The following is a 22581-nucleotide window of genomic DNA, read 5'->3' as shown; positions in this document are numbered from 1 at the left end:
CCTCTCTTCCCCGCTAAAATGCGAAGAACCTAAAAAAAGGGGCTCGTGAGAGCCCCTTTTCTGTACCGACCTTGCCTTACGGCAGCAGGTGGGAAACAGCGTCACGCTCTTCCGCCAGTTCCTGCTCGGTGGCCTGCATCTTGGCACGGGAGAAGTCGTTGACTTCCAGGCCCTGAACGATGCTCCAGTCGCCGTCCTTGCAAGTGCAGGGGAAGGAGTAGATCAGGCCTTCCTGGATGCCGTAGGAGCCATCGCTGTAGATGCCCATGGATACCCAGTCGCCTTCGGCGGTGCCCAGCGCCCAGGAACGCATGTGGTCAACCGCAGCGTTGGCGGCGGAAGCGGCGGAGGACGCACCGCGGGCCTTGATGATGGCGGCGCCACGTTGCTGAACTTCCGGGATGTAGGTGCCTTCGTACCAGTCCTGCTCAACCTGGTCCACGGCGATCTTGCCGTCCACTTCGCAGTGGTGCAGATCCGGGTACTGGGTGGAGGAGTGGTTGCCCCAGATGGTCATCTTCTTGATGTCGTTGACGGTTTTGCCCAGTTTGGTGGCCAGTTGCGCCATGCCACGGTTGTGGTCCAGACGGGTCATGGCGGTAAACTGACGCGGGTTGATGTCCGGCGCGTTGCGCTGGGCGATCAGGGCGTTGGTGTTGGCCGGGTTACCGACAACCAGGACCTTGATGTCCTTGCTGGCGTTGTCGTTGATGGCTTTACCCTGGGCGGAGAAGATAGCGGCGTTCGCTTCCAGCAGGTCTTTACGCTCCATGCCCGGACCGCGCGGACGAGCACCAACCAGCAGCGCGTAGTCGGCATCCTTGAAGGCCACGTTGGCGTCGTCGGTGCCGCTGATGCCGGCAACCAGCGGGAAGGCACAGTCTTCCAGCTCCATGATCACGCCTTTCAGGGCTTCCAGCGCCGGGGTGATTTCCAGCAGCTGCAGAATAACGGGCTGATCCTTGCCGAGCATGTCGCCGGAAGCGATGCGGAACAGCAGGGAATAGCTGATTTGGCCAGCGGCGCCGGTGACGGCTACGCGTACGGGTGCTTTCATGAACAATCTCCAAGCTAGAATTCGGGAGAAACCGGAGGACCTCTGAGCTATGCCACTTGTGGTGACATGGATCAGAGGTCCGGGACGGCGCGCATTATAAAGGAGCCGGGCGGCAAGCGCACGGGGCAAGGTTCAAACTGGACAAAAGCGTCAGGAGACAGTCAATGACGACATGGGATGTGATTATCGTCGGCGCCGGGCAGGCCGGCAGCGCGGCGGCCTGGGACCTGGCGCGCAGCGGGCTGCAGGTGCTGGTGCTGCACCGGCCCGGTCGCCGTGCCAAGCCCTGCGCCGGCGGCCTGACCATGAAAACCCTGCAACGCTACCGCTTTGATATCGGCCCGGTGATCCGTGAGCGCATTGACACCCTGCATGTGGGCGGCAGCCGCCCCGGCCGTGTGGCCCTGTCAGCCCCCTCCCTGTTCTGTGTCATGACCGAGCGGGGCGAGCTGGACGCCTATTGCCTGGAGCAGGCCCGGGAGCAGGGTGCGCAGGTGGCCGCGGTGACTGGCCTGAAAGCCGTGACCCAGAACCACCATGGTGTCACCGTGACTGACAGTCAGGGCCGCCGATATGCCGGGCGCTACCTGCTGGCGGCGGATGGCGCCAACAGTAGCGTGGCCCGTCTGCTGGGGTTGCCGCGCCATGCCGGCGCCATGGCCATCGAGGGTCTGGTGCCCCGGCAGGCCTTGTCCGACTGGCCGGGCATGACACTGGATTTTGATGCCTTGCCCGGTGGTTATGGCTGGCTGTTCCCCAAGGGGGACCATGTCAATGTGGGGCTGTATATCTGGCAGCACCGACTTGGCGGAGCGGATCGCCCGGCGCTGGATGCCTATTGCCGGCGTACCCTGGGATGCACACCGGATCAGGTGGCCGGGTATCCGCTGGGGACCTGGTTGCCGCAAGGGCGTTTGAGCCAGGGGCGTATTCTGTTTGTCGGTGATGCGGCGGGTTGTACGGAAAGCCTGCTTGGGGAGGGCATTTATGGCGCGGTGTTGAGTGGTCAGTGGGCGGCTCAGGCGCTACTCGGGCCGGCACCGGCGCAGCACTACCAGCGCGCCATGCAGCCCTGGCGCGAGGAGTTGCGTCAGGTGAATCAGCTCAGTCGGCTATTTTATCCATTGCGACCGGTTTCCACCCGTATCCTGCAGGGGCGACTGGGCAGCACCCTGGTGGAAGGCTTTGCCCGCGGCCTGACCCTGGGGCAGTGCAAGCGGCGCTGGCGCGGTGCGGGCTTTAGCGGCTGGCAGGATCCGGTTGTTCCCGATAGTGCAGTGGGGTAACGCCGAGCCAGCGCTTGAAGGCACGGTTGAAGGCGCTCTGCTCCGAATAGCCCAGTTCCAGGGCTATCTGGTTGACCGAGCGCTGGCTATGACGCAGCCAGTCGCAGGCCAGCTGGCGGCGGTGGTCTTCCAGCAGGGCGGAAAAGTCGGTGCCCTCCGCGCGCAGTCGGCGGCGCAGGGTCCAGGGCTTCATGCCCAGTTGCTCGGCAATCATTTCCAGTTGCGGTACGCCTTGCTGCAGCCGTTTTTCGATTTCCAGGCGAACCTGTTGCAGCAGGTCATCGCGGGCATGGTAGCGGGTCACTGCCTGCTGCATGCGGTTACGGGCCAGCCGGTGAACCTCGGCATCCGCATCGGGCAGCGGCAGGTCCAGCAGTTCTGCCTCCAGGCAGACCGCGTAGTCTTGTGCCTCGAAGGTCACCGGGCAACGAAACAGACGCTGATATTCGTGCAGCTCTCCCTGCGGAGCATGTTTGAAATGCACGGCCAGCGGGTTGCGCTCGGCGCCGATTAGCCAGCGTCCGTAGGTAATGGACGCGGCAAACATGGCTTCCAGTCGTGCCGGGCAACTGGGCAGGTGCTCGAAGGGCGTATCCCAGATCAACCAGAGGTTGCCGTCCTGCCATGCAAACCGCAGCCGGGTGAATTCCGAGGACACCGCATTGAAGGGAATCATTAATTCGATGGCATCGCCCAGGGTGGCGCTGGACATGCTGGCGTAACCCAGCTCGCCAAGAAATCGCGGGCGCACATGCTCGCCCATGTGCAGGCCAAAGAGCGGGTCATCGCTGCGCTGCAGGGCAGCGTCAAACAGGGCGTTTTCCGTTTCCAGGGAGATTCGCGCCTGGGGGGCTTCCAGTTGCGCATCGCTGACGCCGAGGCGAATCAGCTCATCGGTGAGATCGATGCCTGCCTGCAGGGCTGCATCCAGCAGATACTCCAGCCAGAAGGAGGCGGCGGTACTCTGCTTCAGTGAAGGGCGTTTTTGTGCATCGTCGGCAGGTGTGCGTGTCATGGGTGTCGGCAACTGTCGGAACTGACCGACTAGTCAACGAAACGCACCGGAGCCTGTCAACGGAAAACTGTCCGACCGGCAGACCCGTGGGCCTTCCGGTCGGACGGCAAGCGGCAAATCAGCTTGCCTTGGCTTCCTTGGCCAGCTTGTTGACCTTGCGGGTCAGGCTGGTGAGCTTCTTGTTCAGCGCTTCCACCTCATCACGGGTGGGCAGGCCCAGGGTCGTGGCCAGTTTGGTGCGCAGCTGATCCAGCTGGGCTTCCAGTTGAGAGGGCTCGGCCTTGGCGCCTTTCTTTTGCGGCTTGGCCTGGGCTTTCTGGCGTTTTTCGCCGGTCTTGACCAGCTTCTCGAACAGGCTGGTGCCGTTTTCTTCCAGACGGCTGTAGGCGCCAGTGACGGCGTTGTTCAGTTTTTCGGCGACGGCTTTGGCGTCGGCGGACAGTTGTTCGACACGGGCGTTCAGACGTTGCTCGAGAGTCGCAGCTTCACTCATGGGATATCCCTCCTTGAAAGCACAATGTGGTATCAGCGTGAGTCCTTAAGGGCTTGTATCGCGGGGGGTGAGGAAGCCCGACAAGGACGCAGGCCAGTGTATGCATGTAAAAAGTCACTGCCGTTAAACTTGTCTAACAATTAAACATATGCTTTGGCCTGTCCGACCGGATGACTTCTGATAGGGTTTGTCACAGCGAAATCAGGAGAGATGCATGATTGCCAATACCGCTGTAGGCCGTTTTGAAGGGGTGCCGGGGGAGGGGGTCACGGAGTTCCGCGGTGTGCCCTTTGCCCTGGCGCCAGTGGGCGAAAACCGCTTTCGGGCTCCCCGCCCGTTGCCGCCATCCCGGCAGACGGTGCGGGCCGATCGTTACCCGATGCCATCCCTGCAGATGCACAACCCGATGATGGGCATTACCGAGTCGGATGAAGACTGCCTGTACCTGAATATCTGGGTGCCCGAGGGCGAAGGGCCTTTCCCGGTGATGGTGTGGTTCCACGGAGGCGGCTATCTGGCCGGCAGCATTTCCCAGCCTCTCTACAATGGCGCGGCGCTGGCGCGTAACCAGCAGGTGGTGGTGGTACATGCGGCCTACCGATTGGGCGCCATGGGCTTTGCTGACTTCACCGCGGTGGCGCCGGAGCTGGGGGCTGACAGTAACCTGGGTCTGCGTGACCAGGTGGCGGCGCTGGAGTGGGTGCGAGATCATGTCGGCGGCTTTGCCGGCGACCCGTCGCGGGTAACCCTCTTCGGTGAATCTGCCGGCGGCTTCAGTGTCTGTGCACTGCTTGCCACGCCACGGGCGCAACCGCTGTTCCACAATGCCATTGTGCAGTCCGGCGGGGCGGATTTTGCCCTGGCGCCGGCAGAGGTTGGCAAGGTCACCGAGGCGTTTGTACAGGGGCTGCCCGGTGAGGGCAGTGCTGGCGAACGTCTGCGTGCCGCCGACAGCAAGGCCTGGATCCAGGCCCAGAACCAGGCCATCAAGGTGCTGGTGAAACGGGGCCTGCGTGATACCACACCGCAGTTCGCGATGAATTTCCTGCCCATGGTCGATGGTGACCTGCTGCCGCAGCTGCCGATTGAGGCCATCGCCGCCGGGGCCGCGGCGGACAAACGGGTGCTGGCCAGTGTCTGCGCCGACGAGTATCACTTCTTCCAGTACAGCGGGGTGATGGCCGGTTCCACCTCCATGGCGGCATTGCGGGAAATGGATGACAGTGAAATCCTGCGGCGTTTCGAGCGAGCCCTGCCGGGCAACGGTGAGCGGGCTTTCCGGCATTACCGGGAGACGGTGACACCGAACCCGGCCCGCAGCCAGCTGGACTGGCTATCGGCCATGGAGTCCGACCGGCTGTTCCGGGTGCCAACCCTGCGCCTGCTGGATGCCCAAAGTGCCCACAATGGCGATTGCTGGGGCGCGCAGTTCACCTGGCCCTGCACCATGATGGGCATTCCCCTGGACGCCTGCCACGTGGTCGATGTGCCTTTTGTGTTCGGTATTACCGGCACGCCGGTGGGGCAGTTCTTCACCGGCGGCGGCGATCAGGCCGCACAACTGGCCGAACAGGTGCAGAATGCCTGGGGGAATCTGGCCCATGGCCGCGAGCCGCAGTGGCCGCGTTGGCATGAGGCCCGGCAGGTGCACCAGTTCGGCCCCGGCGACGCCTTGACCGCGCTGTTCGACGAGGCCGAGGAGGCGCTCTGGCAGGCAATCATTCCGGCACCTGAAATCCCGCTGGAAACGGCGTAGAATACGCCGCCCCAGAATCCATGGCCGTGTCGAGAACACCCGGGAGTGAAGCATGAGTGTGGCTGCATTGATCGAGCGCAAGGTTTTTGATGCCCTGCCTGTGGCACATTTCGCCCTGGAAAACGAAAGCCACAAGCACAGTGTGCCGGCCAACTCGGAAACCCACTTCAAACTGGTGCTGGTGTCCGAGCAGTTCGAGGGCATGCTGCCCGTGCGTCGTCACCAGTTACTTTACAAGGTACTGGCGGACGAACTGGCCGGGCCGGTGCATGCGCTGGCCCTGCATACCTTTACGCCGGCGGAATGGCAGGCGAAGGGGGGCGAAGTGGTGTCCTCCCCGGATTGTCTGGGGGGAAGCAAACATGATCCGGAGTTCAAGGCGTGAGTACCCAGCATTTCGTCGAGCGGGCTGACAGTATTGTCGTTGCCGCCCTCTACAAGTTTGTCCGCCTGCCGGACTTCGAGCAGCTGCGCGAGCCGCTGCTGACATTGATGCACGAGCAGGATGTGCGCGGCACTCTGTTGCTGGCCAGCGAAGGTGTCAACGGTACCATTTCCGGCCCTCGTGCCGGCATTGATGCGGTACTCGGCTGGCTGAAAGCCGATGCGCGCCTGGCGGATCTGGAACACAAGGAGTCCTTCCACGACGACCATCCGTTCCTGCGCACCAAGGTCAAGCTCAAGAAGGAAATCGTCACCATGGGGGTAGAGGGCATCGACCCCAACCGCGTGGTGGGCACCTACCTGAACCCGCAGGAATGGAATGCGGTGATCAGCGACCCGGAGACATTGCTGATCGATACCCGCAATGATTACGAGTACGAAGTGGGCACCTTCAAGGGCGCGGTCAATCCCGAGACCCGCACCTTCCGCGAGTTTCCCCAGTACGTGAAGGACAATCTGGACCCGAAAAAACACAAGAAGGTCGCCATGTTCTGCACCGGCGGCATTCGCTGCGAAAAGTCCACCGCCTTCCTCAAGGAGCAGGGCTTTGACGAGGTCTATCACCTCAAAGGCGGCATTCTCAAATATCTGGAGGAGATGCCCCGTGACGCCTCCTTGTGGGAAGGCGAGTGCTTTGTGTTCGATGAGCGGGTGACGGTTAACCACGACCTGGAGCCCGGCGAATTCGATCAGTGTCATGCCTGCCGTCGGCCCATCAGTGATGAAGACAAGGCCAGTGACCAGTACCAGCCGGGCGTATCCTGCCCGCGCTGTTATGACGAGTCCTCCGACCAGCAAAAGCAGCGCTTTGCCGAACGCCAGAAGCAGATCGAGCTGGCTCGCCAGCGTGGCAAGGCCCACCGCGGGCACAATCCCAGAGATTAGTCACGGCATTGGCCGTGACCGTTATCCATGGCATAGACTTTGCCTGATCAGGCTCGCCGTTGTTGAGCTTTCAGGAGTGTGTTGATGCGATATGCCGTTCTGCTGTGCCTGTTACTGTGCAGTAGCATTTCCCGGGCCGAGACGTTGCAGGTGGCGGTGGCCGCCAACTTTGCGGCCCCGTTGCGCGAACTGGTGGCACAGTACCAGAGCTCCCACCCGGCAATCTCCATTCACCTGACGGTGGCCTCCACCGGCAAACTGGCGGCCCAGATTCGTCAGGGGGCGCCCTTCGATATCTTTCTCGCCGCTGACCAGCGTCGGCCCCGGGAGCTGGCGCGGGAACAGCGTCTGATTGCCGACAGTGTGCGAACCTATGCCCGCGGAGTGCTGGTGCTTTGGACCCCGCAGAGCGGCATCAATCTGCAACCGGAACAGCTTGAGCGTGGCCGCCTGAGCCCGCTGGCCCTGGCCAATGCGCGCACCGCCCCCTACGGGGTGGCCGCCGAGGCCGTGCTGGCCCGGTTGTCGCTGCCGCCATCGGTAACGCTGGTGCGCGCGGAGAACGTGGCGCAGAGTTTTCACTTCGCGGACAGTGGCGCCGCGGCGGCGGCCTTTGTGGCGCTCAGCCAGGTGCAGGCCCGTGGCGGCAGCCTCTGGCGTATTCCCCCGTCACAGTACCCAGCGATCATCCAGCAGGGCGGGCGCCTCAATGACAGGCCGGCGACCCGTGATTTCTATCGCTACCTGTTTTCCGGGCCGGCCAGGGCGCTGATTCGGCAGGCCGGCTATCAGGTGGACGATGCTCAGTGAGGGTGACTGGCTGGCCCTGTGGGTCAGCATCAAGCTGGCCCTGGTGACCACCGGCCTGTTACTGCTGGTCTGCTCGCCATTGGCCTGGTGGCTGGCTCGCCGCCGCTTGCCGGGCCAGGCGTTACTGGAAGCCCTGCTGGCGCTGCCGCTGGTGTTGCCGCCGTCGGTACTGGGCTTCTATCTGTTGCTGGCCCTGGGGCCGCAGGGGCCCGGTGGCTGGCTGGCCGGATGGCTGGGCCTGCGTTCCCTGGCGTTCAGTTTCACCGGCCTGGTGATCGGTTCACTGATCTACTCGCTGCCATTTGTGCTGCAGCCGTTGAAAAATGCCTTTGCGACACTGGATCGCGGCCAGTTGGAAATGGCATCGCTGGCCGGTGCCCGGCCGCTGGACCGGTTTTTCAGCCTGGTACTGCCACAAAGTCGAGCCGGTTATGCGGCGGCGGCGATGCTGGGCTTTGCCCATACGCTGGGTGAATTCGGTGTCGTATTGATGATCGGTGGCAGTCTGCCCGGTGAGACCCGCGTGGCATCCGTGGCGCTCTATGAGCATGTGGAGGCGGGCGATTATGCCAACGGTCATCGTCTCGCCCTGGTATTGGTGGCCATGTCCGTGGTGATGCTGTGGGCGTTGTTTCGCTGGCAGCGGCGACCGGGGCTGACGCCATGAGCCTGCAACTGGCGCTGACCGGCCAGGTTGGCAACCTGGCGATTCGGGCCCAGGGTCGCCTGCCCGAGCGGGGGGTGACCGTGCTGTTCGGCCGTTCCGGTGCCGGCAAGAGTACCCTGCTACGCATGATCGCCGGCCTGCATCCCTGTGAGGGGGCGATGGAACTGGGGGGCAGTGTGTGGCTCGGTGAGGGACGGTCGTTGCCGCCCTGGCAGCGACCATTGGGCATGATGTTCCAGAAACCGACCCTGTTCTCGCATCTGGACGTGGCCGGCAACCTGCAATACGTGGCCCGTCGCCGGCGGGTCAGTGATGAGCACGTGCAGCGGGTGATAGCGCAGACCGACCTGGCGCCGTTGCGGCAACGGCGTGTGCAAACCCTCTCCGGTGGCGAGGCCCAGCGAGTGGCCCTGGCACGGGCCCTGCTGGGCAAGCCCCGGTTGCTGTTGCTGGATGAACCCCTGTCAGCGCTGGATCAGACCGGCAAGCAGATGTTGCTGGAATTGATCGCCCGCTGTGCCGCCGATATTCCGGTGCTTTATGTGACCCATGATCTGGATGAACTGCTGGCGCTGGCCGATCAGTTATGGCTGATGGAGCAGGGCGCCGTGGTTAGCCAGATGCCCCTGCAGCAGGCCCTGGCCCAACTGGATGGCCCGCTGGTGCAACGCCAGGATGCCTCGGCGGTACTGTCGGCGACCGCCGGCCGGTATGATCCGGAGCATCATCTGCAGGCGCTGCAGCTGGCGGAGCATGGTGTCTGGCTACCGGCATTAAAGCCGCTGACGGCCGGTGATCCGGTGCGCATTCGTATTGCCGCGCGGGACGTGAGCCTGTGTCTCAGCCGGGTAACTGACAGCAGTATCCTCAACATTCTGCCGGTGGAGGTGGTGGCGGTACGCGAGCTGCCGCCGGGGCAGGTGATGGTGCAGCTGCGTCTGGCGGATCAGCTGTTGCTGGCGCGAATTTCCAGCCGCTCTCGCCAGCAGCTGGGGCTGTTCCCCGGCCAATCACTGTATGCACAGATCAAGGCCGTGGCGCTGGCCTGATCAGCCTTCACTGGCGGTGGCCGGCGCAGGGTCGCAACCGGCCTGGCTGCGCCAGTCCCGGGCCAGGCCAAAACGCAGCTCCCCGGTGGTGATGGTGCTGGTACCGGAGAAGAAGAACATCACCACGGTAATGGCCTGCAGGCTGACAATCACCCCGGCGGACCAGAGCGTATTGAGCCCCTCGCCCAGACTGGGGGTCAGCCCCACATGGGCCGGCAACAGGGCGCTGATGACAATGCCGTAGAGCGCCGCCAGCAGGGCCATGACCTGGTAGGCGGAAATCAGGGAACTGCCGCCGCGGTAATCCGCCCGCAACGTTTCCGAATAGACCCGCCACAGCTGGCTACCCACCAGACTCAGGGCAAAAGCCAGCTGGAACTGGCTGTGGAAGAACAATGCCATGCAGATCAGGGCCAGGGCGGTATAGACCACACAGGTCACCGCCTGAATGGGAATGACTTTCACCGCTTCCATTTCACCGGCGAAGGCGATTTTCTTGGTCTTGCCCACGAACACATGGTTGAGGGTGCAGAACAGGCGCCGGGCCCAACGGGGGGCATGGCGCAATGCCTGGCCGTAGCAGCAGCCGAAACTGATACAGGCCAGTCGCCCGATCCCTTCGCCCAATACATAGGCAATCGACATGGCCGCCAGCATGGGCAGGATCGGCAGTGAAGTCTGCCACCAGGCCTGGCTGGCCAGATCCGCCAGCCACAGGAACAGCGGGGCGATAACGATGCCCACAAAGGAGGCGCCGCCCACGGTGAAGCCGTGGCGGTTTTTTTCCACCAGGGTGGCAATCAGTTTGGCGCTGGGCAGGCAGATTGCCAGCACGCCGAGGGTCAGCAGCAGGGCTGTCATCAGCGGCACACCGGCGGCGGCGGTGAGGAGAATGAAGCAGGCCACACCCATGCCCCCGGCCAGGCCGGTAAAGAGTCCGTAGAAGGTCAGGTTGAGGCCCTGCCAGGAACCGTCGGCATTCTTGCGTAGCGGCAGGGAGGCCACGAATTGCCAGCGCTCCTCCGGCAGATGACGAAAAAGAAAACGGTAAACAACGGCAAACAGCAACGCCCAACCGGCAAGAAACAGATCCGCAGCCATGACCCTCTCCATTGGCGGTTTTCGCCTACCATGGCGTGCGTGTTCGTCGTTACGGTGACAGCGGGGTGACGGTTTGGTGAAGCGCGCTCAGGGATCAGTCGCGGTTGCGCAGAAAACTTTCCGCCGCCTGAACAATCAGGTCGGTAACGGAGCGATCTTCCATCAGTGCCTGCATTTTCAGGCGTTTGTGCAGATCGGCAGGGATATCGGCGGTCAAACGGCGATAGCCGTCGCGAACGGCACCACCCTGGCGGCTGACGGACTTGGCGGCAGCCGGTTTGCGCGGGTTGTTGGCGCTCTTGCTGCGGGGCCGTTGTTGTTCTTCAAGACTGACGAAATCGATTTGTTCCATGGTGCTTCGCGGGCAGGGTGAGCCGGCGCTGTAGCGTACTGGAAAGTGCCATAAATAGACAGGATTGGTGGTTAAAATTATAGTGCTAACCGTTGAGAAAAAAGTACCAGAAAAGTCTGTGAGTACGGGGGAAAGATGGAGCAAAGGGATGTGCTGGTCATCGGCAGCGGCTTTGGCGGTTCGGTCATGGCCTGCCGGCTGGCCGAGAAGGGCGCCGATGTGCTGGTGCTGGAGCGCGGTCGCCGCTGGCAACCGGAGGATTACCCGTCAGTGAGTCAGCAGCACTGGCTGTGGGATGAAGACGAACCGGAAAAACAGAACGGCTGGATCGATTTTCGTTATTTTGGTGACATGAGTATCGCCATGGGCGCCGGCGTCGGTGGCGGCTCGCTGATCTATGCCAATGTCAGCGTGGAGGCCAAACCCGAAGTGTTCGAACAGGGCTGGCCGCAGGCCATCCGCTACGATGTGCTCAAGCCCCATTACGACACCACCGGTGTCATGCTCAATGTACAAAGCCTGCCGGACAATCAATGGACGCCGCGCACACGCCTGATGAAGGAAAGCGCCGAAGCCATTGGCGCCGGTGAGCGCTTCCGGGTGGTGCCCCAGGCGATTACCTTTGACCCGGACTGGCACGACCAGCGTGATGACCCCTACGACTACCGCCACAGCAAGCCCTGGACCAATGCCCAGGGCCGCCAGCAGGGTACCTGTGTGCATTGCGGCAATTGCGATATCGGCTGTCCGGTACAGGCCAAGAATACCCTGGACCTGAACTATCTGGCCCGGGCCGAACAGGCCGGCGCAGAGATTCGTCCCCTGCACCATGTGCGCACCATTACGCCGTTATCCGGCGGCGGTTATGAAGTGCTGGTGCGGGACCTGGATGCGCGCTGCTGGCGACGGATTCGCGCCGACAGGGTGGTCGTGGCGGCCGGGTCCGTGGGTTCCACCGAGCTGTTGCTGCGTTGCCGTGATCAGTTCCGCACCCTGCCAAAACTGAGTCGTACCCTGGGCCATGGCTGGAGCAGTAACGGTGACTTCGCCACGCCGGCCTATTACGGGGATCGGACATTGTCGCCCACCCGTGGCCCGACCATTACCAGTGCCATCGATTATCTTGATGGTGACGAAAAAGGCGCCCGTTATTTTGTCGAGGACGGCGGCGTACCGGACCTGCTGGGTAACCTGCTGGAGCATCTGGGCCAGGAAAAACGCTTCCTGGGCACGCGTCTGGGCGCGGCCATGCTGGAATACGGTGAGGCCAGTGATCCCTTTGCGCACATGATGCCGTGGTTCGGCCAGGCTATGGATGATCCCGGGGGCGTTTTTTCACTGGCACGGCGCTGGTACTGGCCCTGGAAACGGGACCGGTTGAAACTGCGCTGGGACTACCGGGCCGCGCAGAAAGCGGTGCAGGGCCTGGCGGATCGCCACCAGACACTCACCGATGCCACCGGTGGCAAGGGCATGACGCCGGCCACCTGGCGCTGGTTTAAAAACCTGGTGACCCCGCACCCCCTGGGCGGCTGCAATATGGCCGATTCCGTGGAGCAGGGGGTGGTGAATCATGCCGGTGAAGTGTTCAACTATCCGGGACTGTTTGTGGTGGATGGCGCCATGGTGCCGCGCAGCCTGGGGCTTAACCCGTCACGCACCATTGCCGCGCTGGCCGAATATGCGGCCAGCCAGTTAACCCGTTGAAAGGCCATCGGCGCGCAATGGCTTTTCAACACCCTGTGAAAGAGGCAGCAAGACCATGAGTGAAACACGCTATCAGCTGGTGTTCTCCGGCCAACTGGTCAATGGGGCGGACCCGGACACGGTCAAGGCCAATCTGGCGCGCCTGTTCAAGATGGACGCGGCGCGCGTGGAGACGCTGTTTGGCGGCAAGCCGGTGGTGCTCAAGAAGGATGCGGATCAGGCCACGGCGATGAAATTCCGGGCGGTCATGAAGCAGGCCGGTGCCCAGTGTGAAATGCGTCCGGTGGCGTCGGCGACGACGGACGCACCGGTGCAGGAATCCCGGCCACCGGTAGCGTCCTCAGCGGCCGATGTGGATCAGGGCGAGCAGAATGCGGAGCTGGAGACCGTGGGCACCATCCGCACCGGTGGCACGGGCTTCTCCGGGGCGTTCAGCGTTGCCGATGTGGGCTCGGACATGGATAACAGTGAGCGGGCTGCTTCCCCGCCGGCACCGGATACCAGCCATTTGTCCCTGGGGCAGGCCGGTGAGGAGCTGGGGCAGCTGCCCGATGAAAGAAAAACCGTCACTCCGGACATCAGCCACCTGTCACTGAGTGACGACTGATGGTCGCTATTCGCTGGCGACGGTCTTCAGGTCGCTGTCCGCCGGCGGGCTGAGGCGGTTGAGCAGGGCTTCCCGATTCTTGAGCTGCCCGTAGACCGGGCTCTGTGCCGGCACGCTGGCCAGCAGGGTCTGCAGATGGGCCCGGGCCAGGCTGATCTGCCGCTGGCGGATTTCCTTGTTCAGTTCGGCCAGGGAGCGGGTCTGTTCATCCAGTTCCGTCAAGGCCTCCTGACGGTCGGTGCCGTCGGCGTATTTGCTGGCGCGCTTGATGGCCAGTCGGGCGGCACTGATGTCACCCACGGTCAGCAGTTCATGGATGGTATTGATGGCCGCGTCCATGTCGAAGGTGGTAGCCGTACTGGATACCTCATGCTGCTTGGTGGTCCCGGTTGCCGCGCCGAGAGTCAGTGTCCAGCTGCCCAGCTCACAGCCGCTGTCAGTGGTAACGTCCACGCGCCACTGATCCCCTGGCTGCTGGGGTCTGTCCTGCAGGGTTTTGGATGACCAGGTGCGCCACTGATCCGAACCCACGGACAGTGTCACGTCAGAGATGGCCTCATTATTCTGGTACCAGCGGTGATGTAGCGCTTCACCGCTGCCTCCCATGACTTCGGTGTAGAACATCAGCTGCGCAGCATCCGCGGGCAGGGCGGTGATGTCGTCCACGGGCTCGCGGTCCTGTACGGCGGAGGTGAAGGTAGCCCGTTGAAGTGTCGGGCAATCGGTACCGGCAGCCTGCGCGCACAAGGGCAAGGCGAGTGCGGCCCATAGCAGTTGTCTCATAGTCCCCCCTGGAGCACCGTTGGCCTGTTGTGGTGAGTTTTTGGCCTCATGTAAGACTAAAGGGTTAACGCCAGGGGGGCGTGGAACTGGTTCACGGGCTAGTCGTTACCTGTGTCGTCGCCCTGATCCGGGCCGTGGAAAAACAGGAACAGCTCTTCGAGCAACTCGGGAATGCCCAGGGCCATCTGCCGGATCACCTTGGTGTCCTGCCACAGGTTGTCCAGTTCCGGGTCGTCGTCCAGACCGGAAATCAGCACAAAAGGCAGCAGCAGCTGCACCATCGCTTCCTCGTCGGGCTCGTACCAGGCGGCCTCGTCCACGAACACACCGCTCATGAACCCGGCGCACCAGCTGGCAAGGTCCTGGCCGTCATCTTCCTGGTAGGGATCAAGCAGGCAGGGCAGGTTGATGGGCTCGCCGCCGAGCAGCTGGGTGGTCAGGCGCTGGCGCAGCTGTTCCAGGCTGTCGGCCACCTCGTCCGGTACCGGCATGTCCAGATGCGCGGCCAGGTCCGCCGGATTTTCCTGGGGGCCCACGGCCAGGGCGCAGAGCAGACCGTGTAACTCGGTCCAGGTGGGGGCGTCGTCGCCCTGGCTCTCGAAATAATGCTTGGCCGTGTTCTTGAGGCTGGGATTGCTGATCGCTGACATGGTTTTCCTCCGCTGGGGCGGCAAGGATACCCGCTGTCCCTGGCGTTGTGCACTAGCTGTTATGTACCACCTGGTTGCGCCCGGCGCCTTTGGCCTCATAGAGGGCCATGTCAGCCCGTTTACCCAGCTGGGCGGCGGTCTCGCCGCGCCGGTAATCCACCAGCCCGGCAGAGAAGGTGGTGGACAGGTCCGGCGCGAATTCATAGCGCTGCCCGGCGATCTGCCGACGCAGGCGCTCCAGCGCCGCCATGCATTCCTCACCGCTGCTTTGCGGAAACAGCACCACAAACTCCTCGCCGCCATAACGGGCCAGTAGATCGGAACGACGCAAGGTCGCCTGGGCGATGTCGGCAAAGCGACGCAGTACCTCGTCACCGGCCTGGTGGCCATAGCGGTCGTTGACCTGCTTGAAGTGATCCAGGTCGATGATGGCCAGATGCAAGGCGGTGTTCTTGCGATCACTGAGGGCCAGCTCCTCGTCCAGCCGCTCCAGGAAGTGACGGCGGTTGTATAGCCCGGTCAGGTCATCTCGTACGGCAATGGCCGTGAGTCTGTCGTGGGCATCCTTGAGGCTCTCGCGCTGCTCGCGCACCCGCACCTGCAGGTTGTGGATGTAGCCGCCGATATAGACGAACCAGGCCAGTTCCAGCAGCAGGATCAGCCAGTGACCGAACAGATAGGTAAACAGCACCGTTTCCGGTGATTCGTGCCAGTCATAGAACTCCAGCAGGGTAAAGCAGACCATGGTGAACAGCGCCATCAGCACCATCTGCCGACGCGACAGGGCAAAAACACCAAAAGTCATCACCATGAAGTAGATGCTCAGCATGGCACCGCGCAACTCGCGGGCGAAATAGAGAATGACGGTGATAAAGGCGACGCCCACCACCATCTGGGCCACCGTCAGACTGGGATCACGCAGGCGGTCGCTGAGCCCGAAGCGAATCATCAGGTAAAACACGATGTTGATCGCGAACAGCCCGCCGAAAAGCTGCAAATGCGGCGTGTTGGGGTCGAAGGCTGACAGCTCGACACCCAGATAGACCCCTAGCCAGAGCAGCAGGTAGGAGTAGATCGCCATCATCTGGCGGCGCAATCGCACCGCTCTTTCATGGGGTTGCGCGGGAATCAGTTTGAACACGCAGCACCTTTGTACGGGAGTAGGTTGTTATTTGATTGTTATCAAAACCTTACAGGCTTTACCGGTGTCGGCCCAGTTTTTGTACTTTTCAGCGGCTGCCAGGCTTGCCTGAGCGATTTCGCCATTGAACAAGGTCAGTCGAGAGTGACACACTGCCTGACGAAATCAAACGACCGTTTGCTTGGTTTTATGTAATCCATTGGCTACTCATGAGGCTTGAGGATGTCCACCGATGCACTTTTCGATCTGTCCCTGACAGAAGAACAGCGAATTACCCGGGAAGGTTCCCGGCGTTTTGCCCGCCAGGTGATGGCGCCGCGGGCCCGTGAAGCCGATGAACAGGCTGGTGCCGATGACGAGATTGTTGCCGGTATCGCCGCGCTGGGCCTGCCATTGATGCCGATCCCGGAAGCCCTGGGCGGCGTCGGCCTGCCACGTTCACCGCTGTCCGCTGCTCTGGTGATTGAAGACCTGGCGGAGGGCGACATGTCCCATGCGCTGGCCGCGTTACAGCCCATGGGGGCGGTGCATGCCCTGATGGATTTCGGTAATGACGATCAGCAGGAGCGCTGGCTGCCTTCACTGGCCAGTGACAGCTTCCAGGCCGCGGCGGTGGCGCTCGCCGAGCCAGGTATGGCGTTCGAGCCGTCGCAGTTGCAATGTCGGGCAGAGCGTCATGGCGATGCTTACCGGCTTTCCGGCAGCAAGGCGCTGGTTCCGATGGCGGCGTCCTGCCACTGGTTTGTGGTGGTGGCCATGGACGATGACGGGCCGGCGGCCTTCGTGGTGCCGGCTGACGTCGATGGCCTGAGTATCACGCCCCAGGCCTATATGGGCCTGCGCGGTGCCGGCTTGTGCACCCTGAATCTGGAGCAGGTCAAGGTGCCGTTGGGCGATCGCCTGGCCCATTTTGATCTCGAGCGGCTTATGGCGCTGTCACGCATTGGTCTGAGCGCCCTGGCGGTAGGCACCTGCCAGGCGGTGCTGGATTACAGCATTCCCTACGTGAAGGAGCGCAAGGCGTTTGGCGAGCCCATTGCCTGGCGTCAGTCGGTGGCCTTCATGGTGGCCAATATGGGCATCGAAATCGAGGGCATGCGCTTGATGATGTTGCGTGCCGCGAGCCGGGCGGAGCAGGGCCTGCCGTTTACCCGCGAGGCTTATCTGGCGCATCTGCAGTGTATGGAAAAGGCCATGGAAATCGGCACCAACGGTATTCAGCTGTTCGGTGGTGCCGGCTTTGTGCGCGATTATCCACTGGAGATGTGGTATCGCAATCTGCGCAGCATCGCCGTGCTTCACGGCAGCCTGATGGTTTGAGGAGACGACGATGATCAATCTGGAAATTCCGCAGAAGCTCGGCCAGGTCCAGCAGATGGCCCAGCAGCTGGCCAGTACCGTATTCCGGCCGATTTCGCGCAAGTACGACGCCATCGAGCACGGCGACACACCGCAAGAACTCAAGCCGGTGGCGCAGATGATGGCCGCCATGCCCCGCGGCGAAGGCAAGAAGGGCGCGGGTGATGATGGCGCCATCCGTAATGGCAGTAATATGACCGGTATTCTGGCGGTGGAAGCCATGTGCTGGGGCGATGTGGGGCTGATGCTGTCGATTCCCGGCAGTGGTCTGGGCAATGCGGCCATCATGGCGGTGGGCAGCCCGGAGCAGAAGGCCCAGTACGGCAAGCTCTACTGTGCCATGGCCATTACCGAGCCGGGCGCCGGCTCCGACTCCGCGGCGGTCAGTACCACCGCGCAGCTGGACGGCGATGAATGGGTGCTCAATGGCGAGAAGATCTACTGCACTGCGGGCCAGCGCTGTGATGCCATTGTGGTATGGGCGACCCTGGACAAGTCGCTGGGCAAGGCTGCCATCAAGTCCTTTATCGTGCCTCGGGATACGCCCGGACTGACGCTGGTCCGGGTAGAGGACAAAATGGGCCTGCGCATCTCCGACACCGCCGCGCTGGCGTTCAACGATTGCCGTATTCCCCGTGATCATTTGCTCGGCAGCGAGGAGGTGGGTGACACCGAAGAGGCGCGAAAGAAGGCCTTTGGTGGCGTCATGCAGACCTTTGACAATACCCGCCCCCAGGTCGCGGCCATGGCGTTGGGGGTTGCCCGTGCCGCCCTGGAAATAACCCGCGAACTGCATGAAAAAGAGGGGGTTAAGGCTGATTTCTCGAAACTACCTTATAATAGTTCTGCCCGCGAGCTGGCGCTCTATCGCATGGAGGCGGACCTGGAAGCGGCCCGTCTGATGACGCTCAAGGCCGCCTGGATGGCTGACAATGGTCAGCCCAATTCCAAAGAGGCATCCATGTGCAAGGCCAAGGCCGGGCGCATGGGCAACGACGTGACGCTCCAGTGTGTGGCCCTGTGCGGTGAGCTGGGCTACTCCGAGCAGACCCTGCTGGAAAAACTGGCCCGGGATTCCAAGATCATCGATATCTTCGAGGGCACCCAGCAGATTCAGCAGCTGATCGTGGCACGGCATCTGCTTGGCCTGTCCTCCCGAGAGTTGAAATAAGCCCCGTGGAGCGAGTAAAAAGCGCGGTGTTTCCGCGCTTTTTACGTTTCGGCGTGCCATCTTGAGCGCCAACCTGACCCTCAACCCCCTTTCAAGGAGTGACCATGTCTGAATCCCTGGCTGGCAAGGTAATCTGGATTACCGGGGCGTCATCCGGCATTGGTGAGGCGCTGGCGCGTGAATACGCCCGCCGTGGCGCCACCCTGGTGCTGTCAGCGCGCCGCGAGCAAGAGCTGCAACGGGTCCGCCAGGCCCTGGTCAACAGCGATGATCATCAGATCGTACCGCTGGACCTGGCCGACAGCGCGGCGCTGCCGGCGGCGGTGGAACAGGTGCGGGCCCGCCTGGGCCGCCTTGATCAGCTGGTACACAACGGTGGTATCAGCCAGCGCTCCCTGGTGGCCGACACCGACCTGGCGGTGGACCGGCGTATCATGGAGGTGAACTTCTTCGGCACGGTGGCACTGACCAAGGCTGTGCTGCCCTGGATGAAAGAGCAGGGCAGGGGCCGCTTTGTGGTGATTACCTCGCTGGTCGGGGAGCTGCCCACGCCGCTGCGCAGCGCCTACAGTGCCAGCAAGCATGCCCTGCACGGGTTCTTCGAGTCCCTGCGGGCCGAGGAGTACGATGCCGGTATCCGCGTGACCCTGGTGATGCCCGGCTTCATCCGCACCCAGGTTTCCATCAATGCACTGGTGGGTGATGGCAGTGCCCAGGGCAGCATGGACGAGGCCCAGCAGGCAGGCATGGACCCGCAGGAATGTGCCCGGCGTGTTGTGCAGGCCGTGCAGCACGGCCGGGATCAGGTTATCATCGCCGGCCGCGAAAAGGCCGGCATCTATCTCAAACGCTGGTCTCCGCCCCTGTACCGCCGACTGATCCGCAAGATGAAGGTGACGTAATGTCTCTGCAGCCCCAGGACGCCCAGCTGGACGCCAAAAAACGTACCCGCTTCAACAAGTTGCAAAAGAAGCTGCGGCGGGAGACCGGTCGCGCCATCGCCGATTTCAATATGATTGGCGAGGGCGACAAGGTGATGGTGTGCCTGTCCGGGGGCAAGGATTCCTACACCATGCTGGAGATCCTGCGTAACCTGCAGCATTCGGCGCCGGTCAATTTCGAGCTGGTGGCGGTCAATCTGGACCAGAAGCAGCCGGGTTTCCCGGAGCATGTGCTGCCCGAGTACCTGGAGCGCGAGGGGGTGGCCTACCACATTCTGGAAAAGGACACCTATTCCATCGTCAAGGAGAAGGTGCCGGAGGGCAAAACCACCTGTGGCCTGTGTTCCCGACTGCGCCGGGGCAGCCTGTACGGCTTTGCCGAGGAAATCGGTGCCACCAAGATCGCCCTGGGTCACCACCGCGACGACATCATCGAGACCCTGTTCCTGAACATGTTCTATGGCGGCAAGATGAAAGCCATGCCGCCCAAGCTGCGCAGTGATGATAACCGCAATATCGTCATTCGCCCGCTGGCCTACTGCCGCGAAAAGGACATCATCGAGTTCTCCGCGTTCAAGGATTTTCCGATCATTCCGTGCAATCTGTGCGGCTCCCAGGAGAACCTGCAGCGCCAGGTGATCAAGGACATGCTTAACCGCTGGGACCGGGAGCAGCCCGGGCGCATCGAGAACATCTTTGCCGCCATCCAGAATATTGCCCCCTCACAGCTGGCCGATACCCGTCTGTTCGATTTCGAGACGCTGGAAGAAGGGCAGCAGCGTGGCGGCGATCAGGCCCACCGACTGGATGTGATCAACCTGTTCGGCTGATCAAAAAAACGCCAGTTTTGGCCGCTTTGTCACTAAACATGATTCGCGGCGCCGTTTCCGGTAAAATGCCGGCGCCTTTTCTGGGGATACCCGCCTGGGCCCTCAGCAAACCACTTTCCCGGGCTTTCTCGATGGCTTTGCCCGATCACGCCAGCGCGTGGGTCGGCCCCCGAGTTTTCGCGAACTGTCCCGATTAACCAAGACTCTCTCGACCAGAAGGGTAGGAGCACCATGACCGATCGTATTCAGAAGGGTAGCCTGGAAATCGCTGCCGAACTCCATGATCTGGTAGTCAACGAGATTGCGCCGGGCACCGGCGTGGACCCGGAGCACTTCTGGGCCGAGCTGGAAAGCATCCTCAAGGACCTGGCGCCCAAGAACAAGGCGCTGCTGGAAAAGCGTGACGCTATCCAGAAGCAGCTGGACGACTGGTACAAGGCCCGCAAAGGGCAGTCCATCGACATGGCTGAATACAAGCAGTTCCTGACCGAGATAGGTTACCTGCTGCCCGAAGGCGAAGACTTCAAGGTCACCACCGCCAACGTGGATGAAGAAATCGCCACCATCGCCGGCCCGCAGCTGGTGGTGCCGGTGAAGAACGCCCGTTTTGCCCTTAACGCGGCGAATGCCCGCTGGGGTAGCCTGTACGATGCCCTTTACGGCACCGACGTGATCTCCGATGAGGGCGGTGCCGAGAAAGGCGGTGCCTACAACCCCAAGCGCGGCGCCAAGGTAATTGCCTGGGCTCGCGACTTTCTGGACAACTACTTCCCGCTGGCCAGCGGTTCCCACAAGGACAGCACCGGCTACGCCATCGTTGAGGGCAAGCTGGAAGTGTCCCTGGGCGGTGAGAAGACCGGTCTGAAAGACGAGTCCCAGCTGCAGGGTTACCTGGGCGACGCGGCAGCCCCCAGCGGCGTGCTGGTCAAGCACAACAACCTGCATGCCGAGATCCAGTTTGACGCCAGCCACCCGATCGGTGCGGAAGATGCGGCCAACATGAAGGATGTGCTGCTGGAATCTGCCATCACCACCATCCAGGACTGCGAAGATTCCGTGGCCGCCGTGGATGCGGAAGACAAGGTCGAGGTATACCGCAACTGGGCGGGCCTGATGAAAGGCGACCTGCAGGAATCCTTCGAGAAGGGTGGCAAGACCATGACCCGTTCCATGAACGGCGATCGTGAATACACCGCCTTGGACGGCTCCACCCTGACCCTGCATGGCCGCTCCCTGCTGCTGGTGCGCAACGTGGGTCACCTGATGACCAACCCGGCCATCCTCATGAACGGTGAGGAAACCCCGGAAGGCATCATGGACGGCATGGTCACTGTACTTGCCGCCATGCACGACCTGAAGAAAATCAACAAACTGAGCAACAGCCGCACCGGCTCCGTATACATTGTGAAGCCGAAGATGCATGGCCCGGAAGAAGTGGCCTTTGCCGTTGAGCTGTTCGAGCGTGTCGAGAAGGCGCTGGGTCTGCAGGCCAAGACCCTGAAGATCGGCATCATGGACGAAGAGCGTCGCACCACCGTGAACCTGAAGGAATGTATCCGTCAGGCCCAGGATCGCGTCATCTTCATCAACACCGGTTTCCTGGATCGTACCGGTGACGAAATGCACACCTCCATGGAAGCCGGTCCGTTCGCACGCAAGGGCGACATGAAAGGCATGGCCTGGATCAAGGCCTACGAAGACTGGAACGTGGATATCGGCCTGGAATGTGGCCTGCCGGGCCATGCCCAGATTGGCAAGGGCATGTGGGCCATGCCGGATGAAATGGCGGCCATGATGGCCAACAAGGCCGGCCACCCGAAAGCCGGTGCCAACTGTGCCTGGGTACCGTCACCGACCGCAGCGACCCTGCACGTGACCCACTACCACGAAGTGGATGTGGCGGCCGTGCAGGCCGAGCTGGCGGGCCGTGCGCGCGCCTCCCTGGATGACATCCTGACGCTGCCGCTGCTGGTCAACGAACTGTCCGCCGAGGAAATCCAGCAGGAACTGGACAACAACGCCCAGGGCATCCTCGGTTACATGGTGCGCTGGATCGACCAGGGTGTGGGCTGCTCCAAGGTGCCGGATATCAACGATATCGGCCTGATGGAAGACCGTGCCACCCTGCGGATTTCCAGCCAGCACGTGACCAACTGGCTGCATCATGGCATCACCAACAAAGAGCAGGTGATGGAAACCCTCAAGCGCATGGCGGAAGTGGTGGATCGTCAGAATGCCAACGACCCGCTGTACACCCCCATGGCCAAGGATTTCGACAAGTCTGTGGCCTTCCAGGCGGCGGTAGAGCTGGTATTCGAAGGCTGCGCGCAGCCCAGCGGTTACACCGAGCCGGTTCTGCACCGTCGTCGCCGTGAGCTGAAAGCTGCCCAATAACGGTTTCCTGGTGGTAACCGAAAGGCAGTAACGAAAAAGCCCCGCTGATGCGCACTGCTGTCCCACAGTTTGGGGCGGTCATA

General features: G+C 62.3%; 22 protein-coding genes. 14 read left to right on the top strand and 8 right to left on the bottom strand.

What is annotated here, in order from left to right; translation table 11 throughout:
* Positions 1–76: 76 nt before the first annotated feature.
* Positions 77–1057: a malate dehydrogenase gene (locus tag A11A3_RS16100; protein WP_008930393.1), complete on the bottom strand. Its 981-nt coding sequence runs from the start codon at positions 1055–1057 to the stop codon at positions 77–79.
* Positions 1058–1221: 164 nt separating this feature from the next.
* On the opposite strand from A11A3_RS16100, the gene A11A3_RS16095 reads away from it, so the two are divergent.
* On the top strand, positions 1222–2343 hold the full coding sequence (locus A11A3_RS16095) for an NAD(P)/FAD-dependent oxidoreductase (protein WP_008930392.1): 1122 nt from the start codon (positions 1222–1224) through the stop codon (positions 2341–2343).
* Here the strand turns inward: A11A3_RS16095 and A11A3_RS16090 are convergent.
* Together A11A3_RS16090 and A11A3_RS16085 are read right to left on the bottom strand one after the other, a co-directional pair.
* The gene (locus tag A11A3_RS16090; RefSeq protein WP_008930391.1) at positions 2297–3358 is read right to left on the bottom strand and encodes an AraC family transcriptional regulator; all 1062 of its coding nucleotides are present in this window, start codon (positions 3356–3358) and stop codon (positions 2297–2299) included. The genes A11A3_RS16095 and A11A3_RS16090 overlap by 47 nt on opposite strands.
* A 118-nt stretch (positions 3359–3476) precedes the next feature.
* Positions 3477–3851: a phasin family protein gene (locus tag A11A3_RS16085; RefSeq protein WP_008930390.1), complete on the bottom strand. Its 375-nt coding sequence runs from the start codon at positions 3849–3851 to the stop codon at positions 3477–3479.
* Positions 3852–4065: 214 nt separating this feature from the next.
* Between A11A3_RS16085 and A11A3_RS16080 the strand changes: the two genes are divergently transcribed.
* The 6 genes from A11A3_RS16080 to modC all read left to right on the top strand — a co-directional run bounded on the left by A11A3_RS16080 (position 4066) and on the right by modC (position 9462).
* On the top strand, positions 4066–5607 hold the full coding sequence (locus A11A3_RS16080) for a carboxylesterase/lipase family protein (protein ID WP_008930389.1): 1542 nt from the start codon (positions 4066–4068) through the stop codon (positions 5605–5607).
* A gap of 52 nt (positions 5608–5659) precedes the next feature.
* Complete coding sequence (locus tag A11A3_RS16075) at positions 5660–5992, top strand: BolA family protein (protein WP_008930388.1); 333 nt, start codon at positions 5660–5662, stop codon at positions 5990–5992.
* Positions 5989–6936, top strand: coding sequence for an oxygen-dependent tRNA uridine(34) hydroxylase TrhO (trhO, locus tag A11A3_RS16070; protein WP_008930387.1), 948 nt, complete (start codon positions 5989–5991; stop codon positions 6934–6936). Before A11A3_RS16075 ends, trhO begins: the two co-directional genes overlap by 4 nt.
* A gap of 84 nt (positions 6937–7020) precedes the next feature.
* A complete protein-coding gene (gene modA, locus A11A3_RS16065; protein ID WP_008930386.1) occupies positions 7021–7746 on the top strand; it encodes a molybdate ABC transporter substrate-binding protein in 726 nt (241 codons plus the stop codon).
* Positions 7736–8413, top strand: coding sequence for a molybdate ABC transporter permease subunit (modB, locus tag A11A3_RS16060; protein ID WP_008930385.1), 678 nt, complete (start codon positions 7736–7738; stop codon positions 8411–8413). The genes modA and modB overlap by 11 nt, the downstream gene beginning before the upstream one ends.
* Positions 8410–9462: a molybdenum ABC transporter ATP-binding protein gene (gene modC / locus A11A3_RS16055; RefSeq protein WP_008930384.1), complete on the top strand. Its 1053-nt coding sequence runs from the start codon at positions 8410–8412 to the stop codon at positions 9460–9462. Before modB ends, modC begins: the two co-directional genes overlap by 4 nt.
* Here modC and A11A3_RS16050 read toward each other — a convergent pair whose 3' ends face one another.
* Both A11A3_RS16050 and A11A3_RS16045 read right to left on the bottom strand, forming a co-directional pair.
* Positions 9463–10563 carry a prolipoprotein diacylglyceryl transferase family protein gene (locus tag A11A3_RS16050; RefSeq protein ID WP_008930383.1) on the bottom strand — a complete coding sequence of 367 codons (1101 nt, stop codon included), beginning with the start codon at positions 10561–10563 and terminating at the stop codon, positions 9463–9465.
* Positions 10564–10657: 94 nt separating this feature from the next.
* Positions 10658–10915 carry a hypothetical protein gene (locus A11A3_RS16045; protein WP_008930382.1) on the bottom strand — a complete coding sequence of 86 codons (258 nt, stop codon included), beginning with the start codon at positions 10913–10915 and terminating at the stop codon, positions 10658–10660.
* A 135-nt stretch (positions 10916–11050) separates the two neighbouring features.
* Between A11A3_RS16045 and A11A3_RS16040 the strand changes: the two genes are divergently transcribed.
* Together A11A3_RS16040 and A11A3_RS16035 are read left to right on the top strand one after the other, a co-directional pair.
* The gene (locus A11A3_RS16040; RefSeq protein WP_040297319.1) at positions 11051–12622 is read left to right on the top strand and encodes a GMC oxidoreductase; all 1572 of its coding nucleotides are present in this window, start codon (positions 11051–11053) and stop codon (positions 12620–12622) included.
* Between the two features lie 55 nt (positions 12623–12677).
* Positions 12678–13229, top strand: a complete 552-nt coding sequence (locus A11A3_RS16035; protein ID WP_008930380.1) for a hypothetical protein — start codon at positions 12678–12680, stop codon at positions 13227–13229.
* 6 nt (positions 13230–13235) lie between these two features.
* Here A11A3_RS16035 and A11A3_RS17315 read toward each other — a convergent pair whose 3' ends face one another.
* The 3 genes from A11A3_RS17315 to A11A3_RS16020 form a co-directional block, all read right to left on the bottom strand.
* On the bottom strand, positions 13236–14012 hold the full coding sequence (locus A11A3_RS17315; protein ID WP_083851794.1) for a DUF2914 domain-containing protein: 777 nt from the start codon (positions 14010–14012) through the stop codon (positions 13236–13238).
* Positions 14013–14110: 98 nt separating this feature from the next.
* Entirely contained in the window at positions 14111–14662 is a 552-nt protein-coding gene (locus tag A11A3_RS16025; protein ID WP_008930378.1) for a YecA/YgfB family protein, read from the bottom strand.
* A gap of 52 nt (positions 14663–14714) precedes the next feature.
* Positions 14715–15803, bottom strand: a complete 1089-nt coding sequence (locus A11A3_RS16020) for a GGDEF domain-containing protein (protein ID WP_237738886.1) — start codon at positions 15801–15803, stop codon at positions 14715–14717.
* A gap of 222 nt (positions 15804–16025) precedes the next feature.
* On the opposite strand from A11A3_RS16020, the gene A11A3_RS16015 reads away from it, so the two are divergent.
* The 5 genes from A11A3_RS16015 to A11A3_RS15995 all read left to right on the top strand — a co-directional run bounded on the left by A11A3_RS16015 (position 16026) and on the right by A11A3_RS15995 (position 22498).
* On the top strand, positions 16026–17123 hold the full coding sequence (locus A11A3_RS16015) for an acyl-CoA dehydrogenase family protein (protein WP_008930376.1): 1098 nt from the start codon (positions 16026–16028) through the stop codon (positions 17121–17123).
* Between the two features lie 10 nt (positions 17124–17133).
* Positions 17134–18333 (top strand): acyl-CoA dehydrogenase family protein, encoded by a 1200-nt coding sequence (locus A11A3_RS16010; protein WP_008930375.1) that lies wholly within the window; start codon positions 17134–17136, stop codon positions 18331–18333.
* A 104-nt stretch (positions 18334–18437) separates the two neighbouring features.
* Entirely contained in the window at positions 18438–19235 is a 798-nt protein-coding gene (locus A11A3_RS16005; protein WP_008930374.1) for an SDR family oxidoreductase, read from the top strand.
* Positions 19235–20104: a tRNA 2-thiocytidine(32) synthetase TtcA gene (gene ttcA, locus A11A3_RS16000; RefSeq protein WP_008930373.1), complete on the top strand. Its 870-nt coding sequence runs from the start codon at positions 19235–19237 to the stop codon at positions 20102–20104. Before A11A3_RS16005 ends, ttcA begins: the two co-directional genes overlap by 1 nt.
* A 231-nt stretch (positions 20105–20335) precedes the next feature.
* Positions 20336–22498, top strand: a complete 2163-nt coding sequence (locus tag A11A3_RS15995; protein WP_008930372.1) for a malate synthase G — start codon at positions 20336–20338, stop codon at positions 22496–22498.
* Positions 22499–22581 lie beyond the last annotated feature (83 nt).

The organism is Alcanivorax hongdengensis A-11-3, from assembly GCF_000300995.1.
Classification (GTDB): domain Bacteria; phylum Pseudomonadota; class Gammaproteobacteria; order Pseudomonadales; family Alcanivoracaceae; genus Alcanivorax; species Alcanivorax hongdengensis.
The sequence above is the reverse complement of the archived record's forward strand: the minus strand, read 5'-3'. Positions and strand labels throughout refer to the sequence as shown.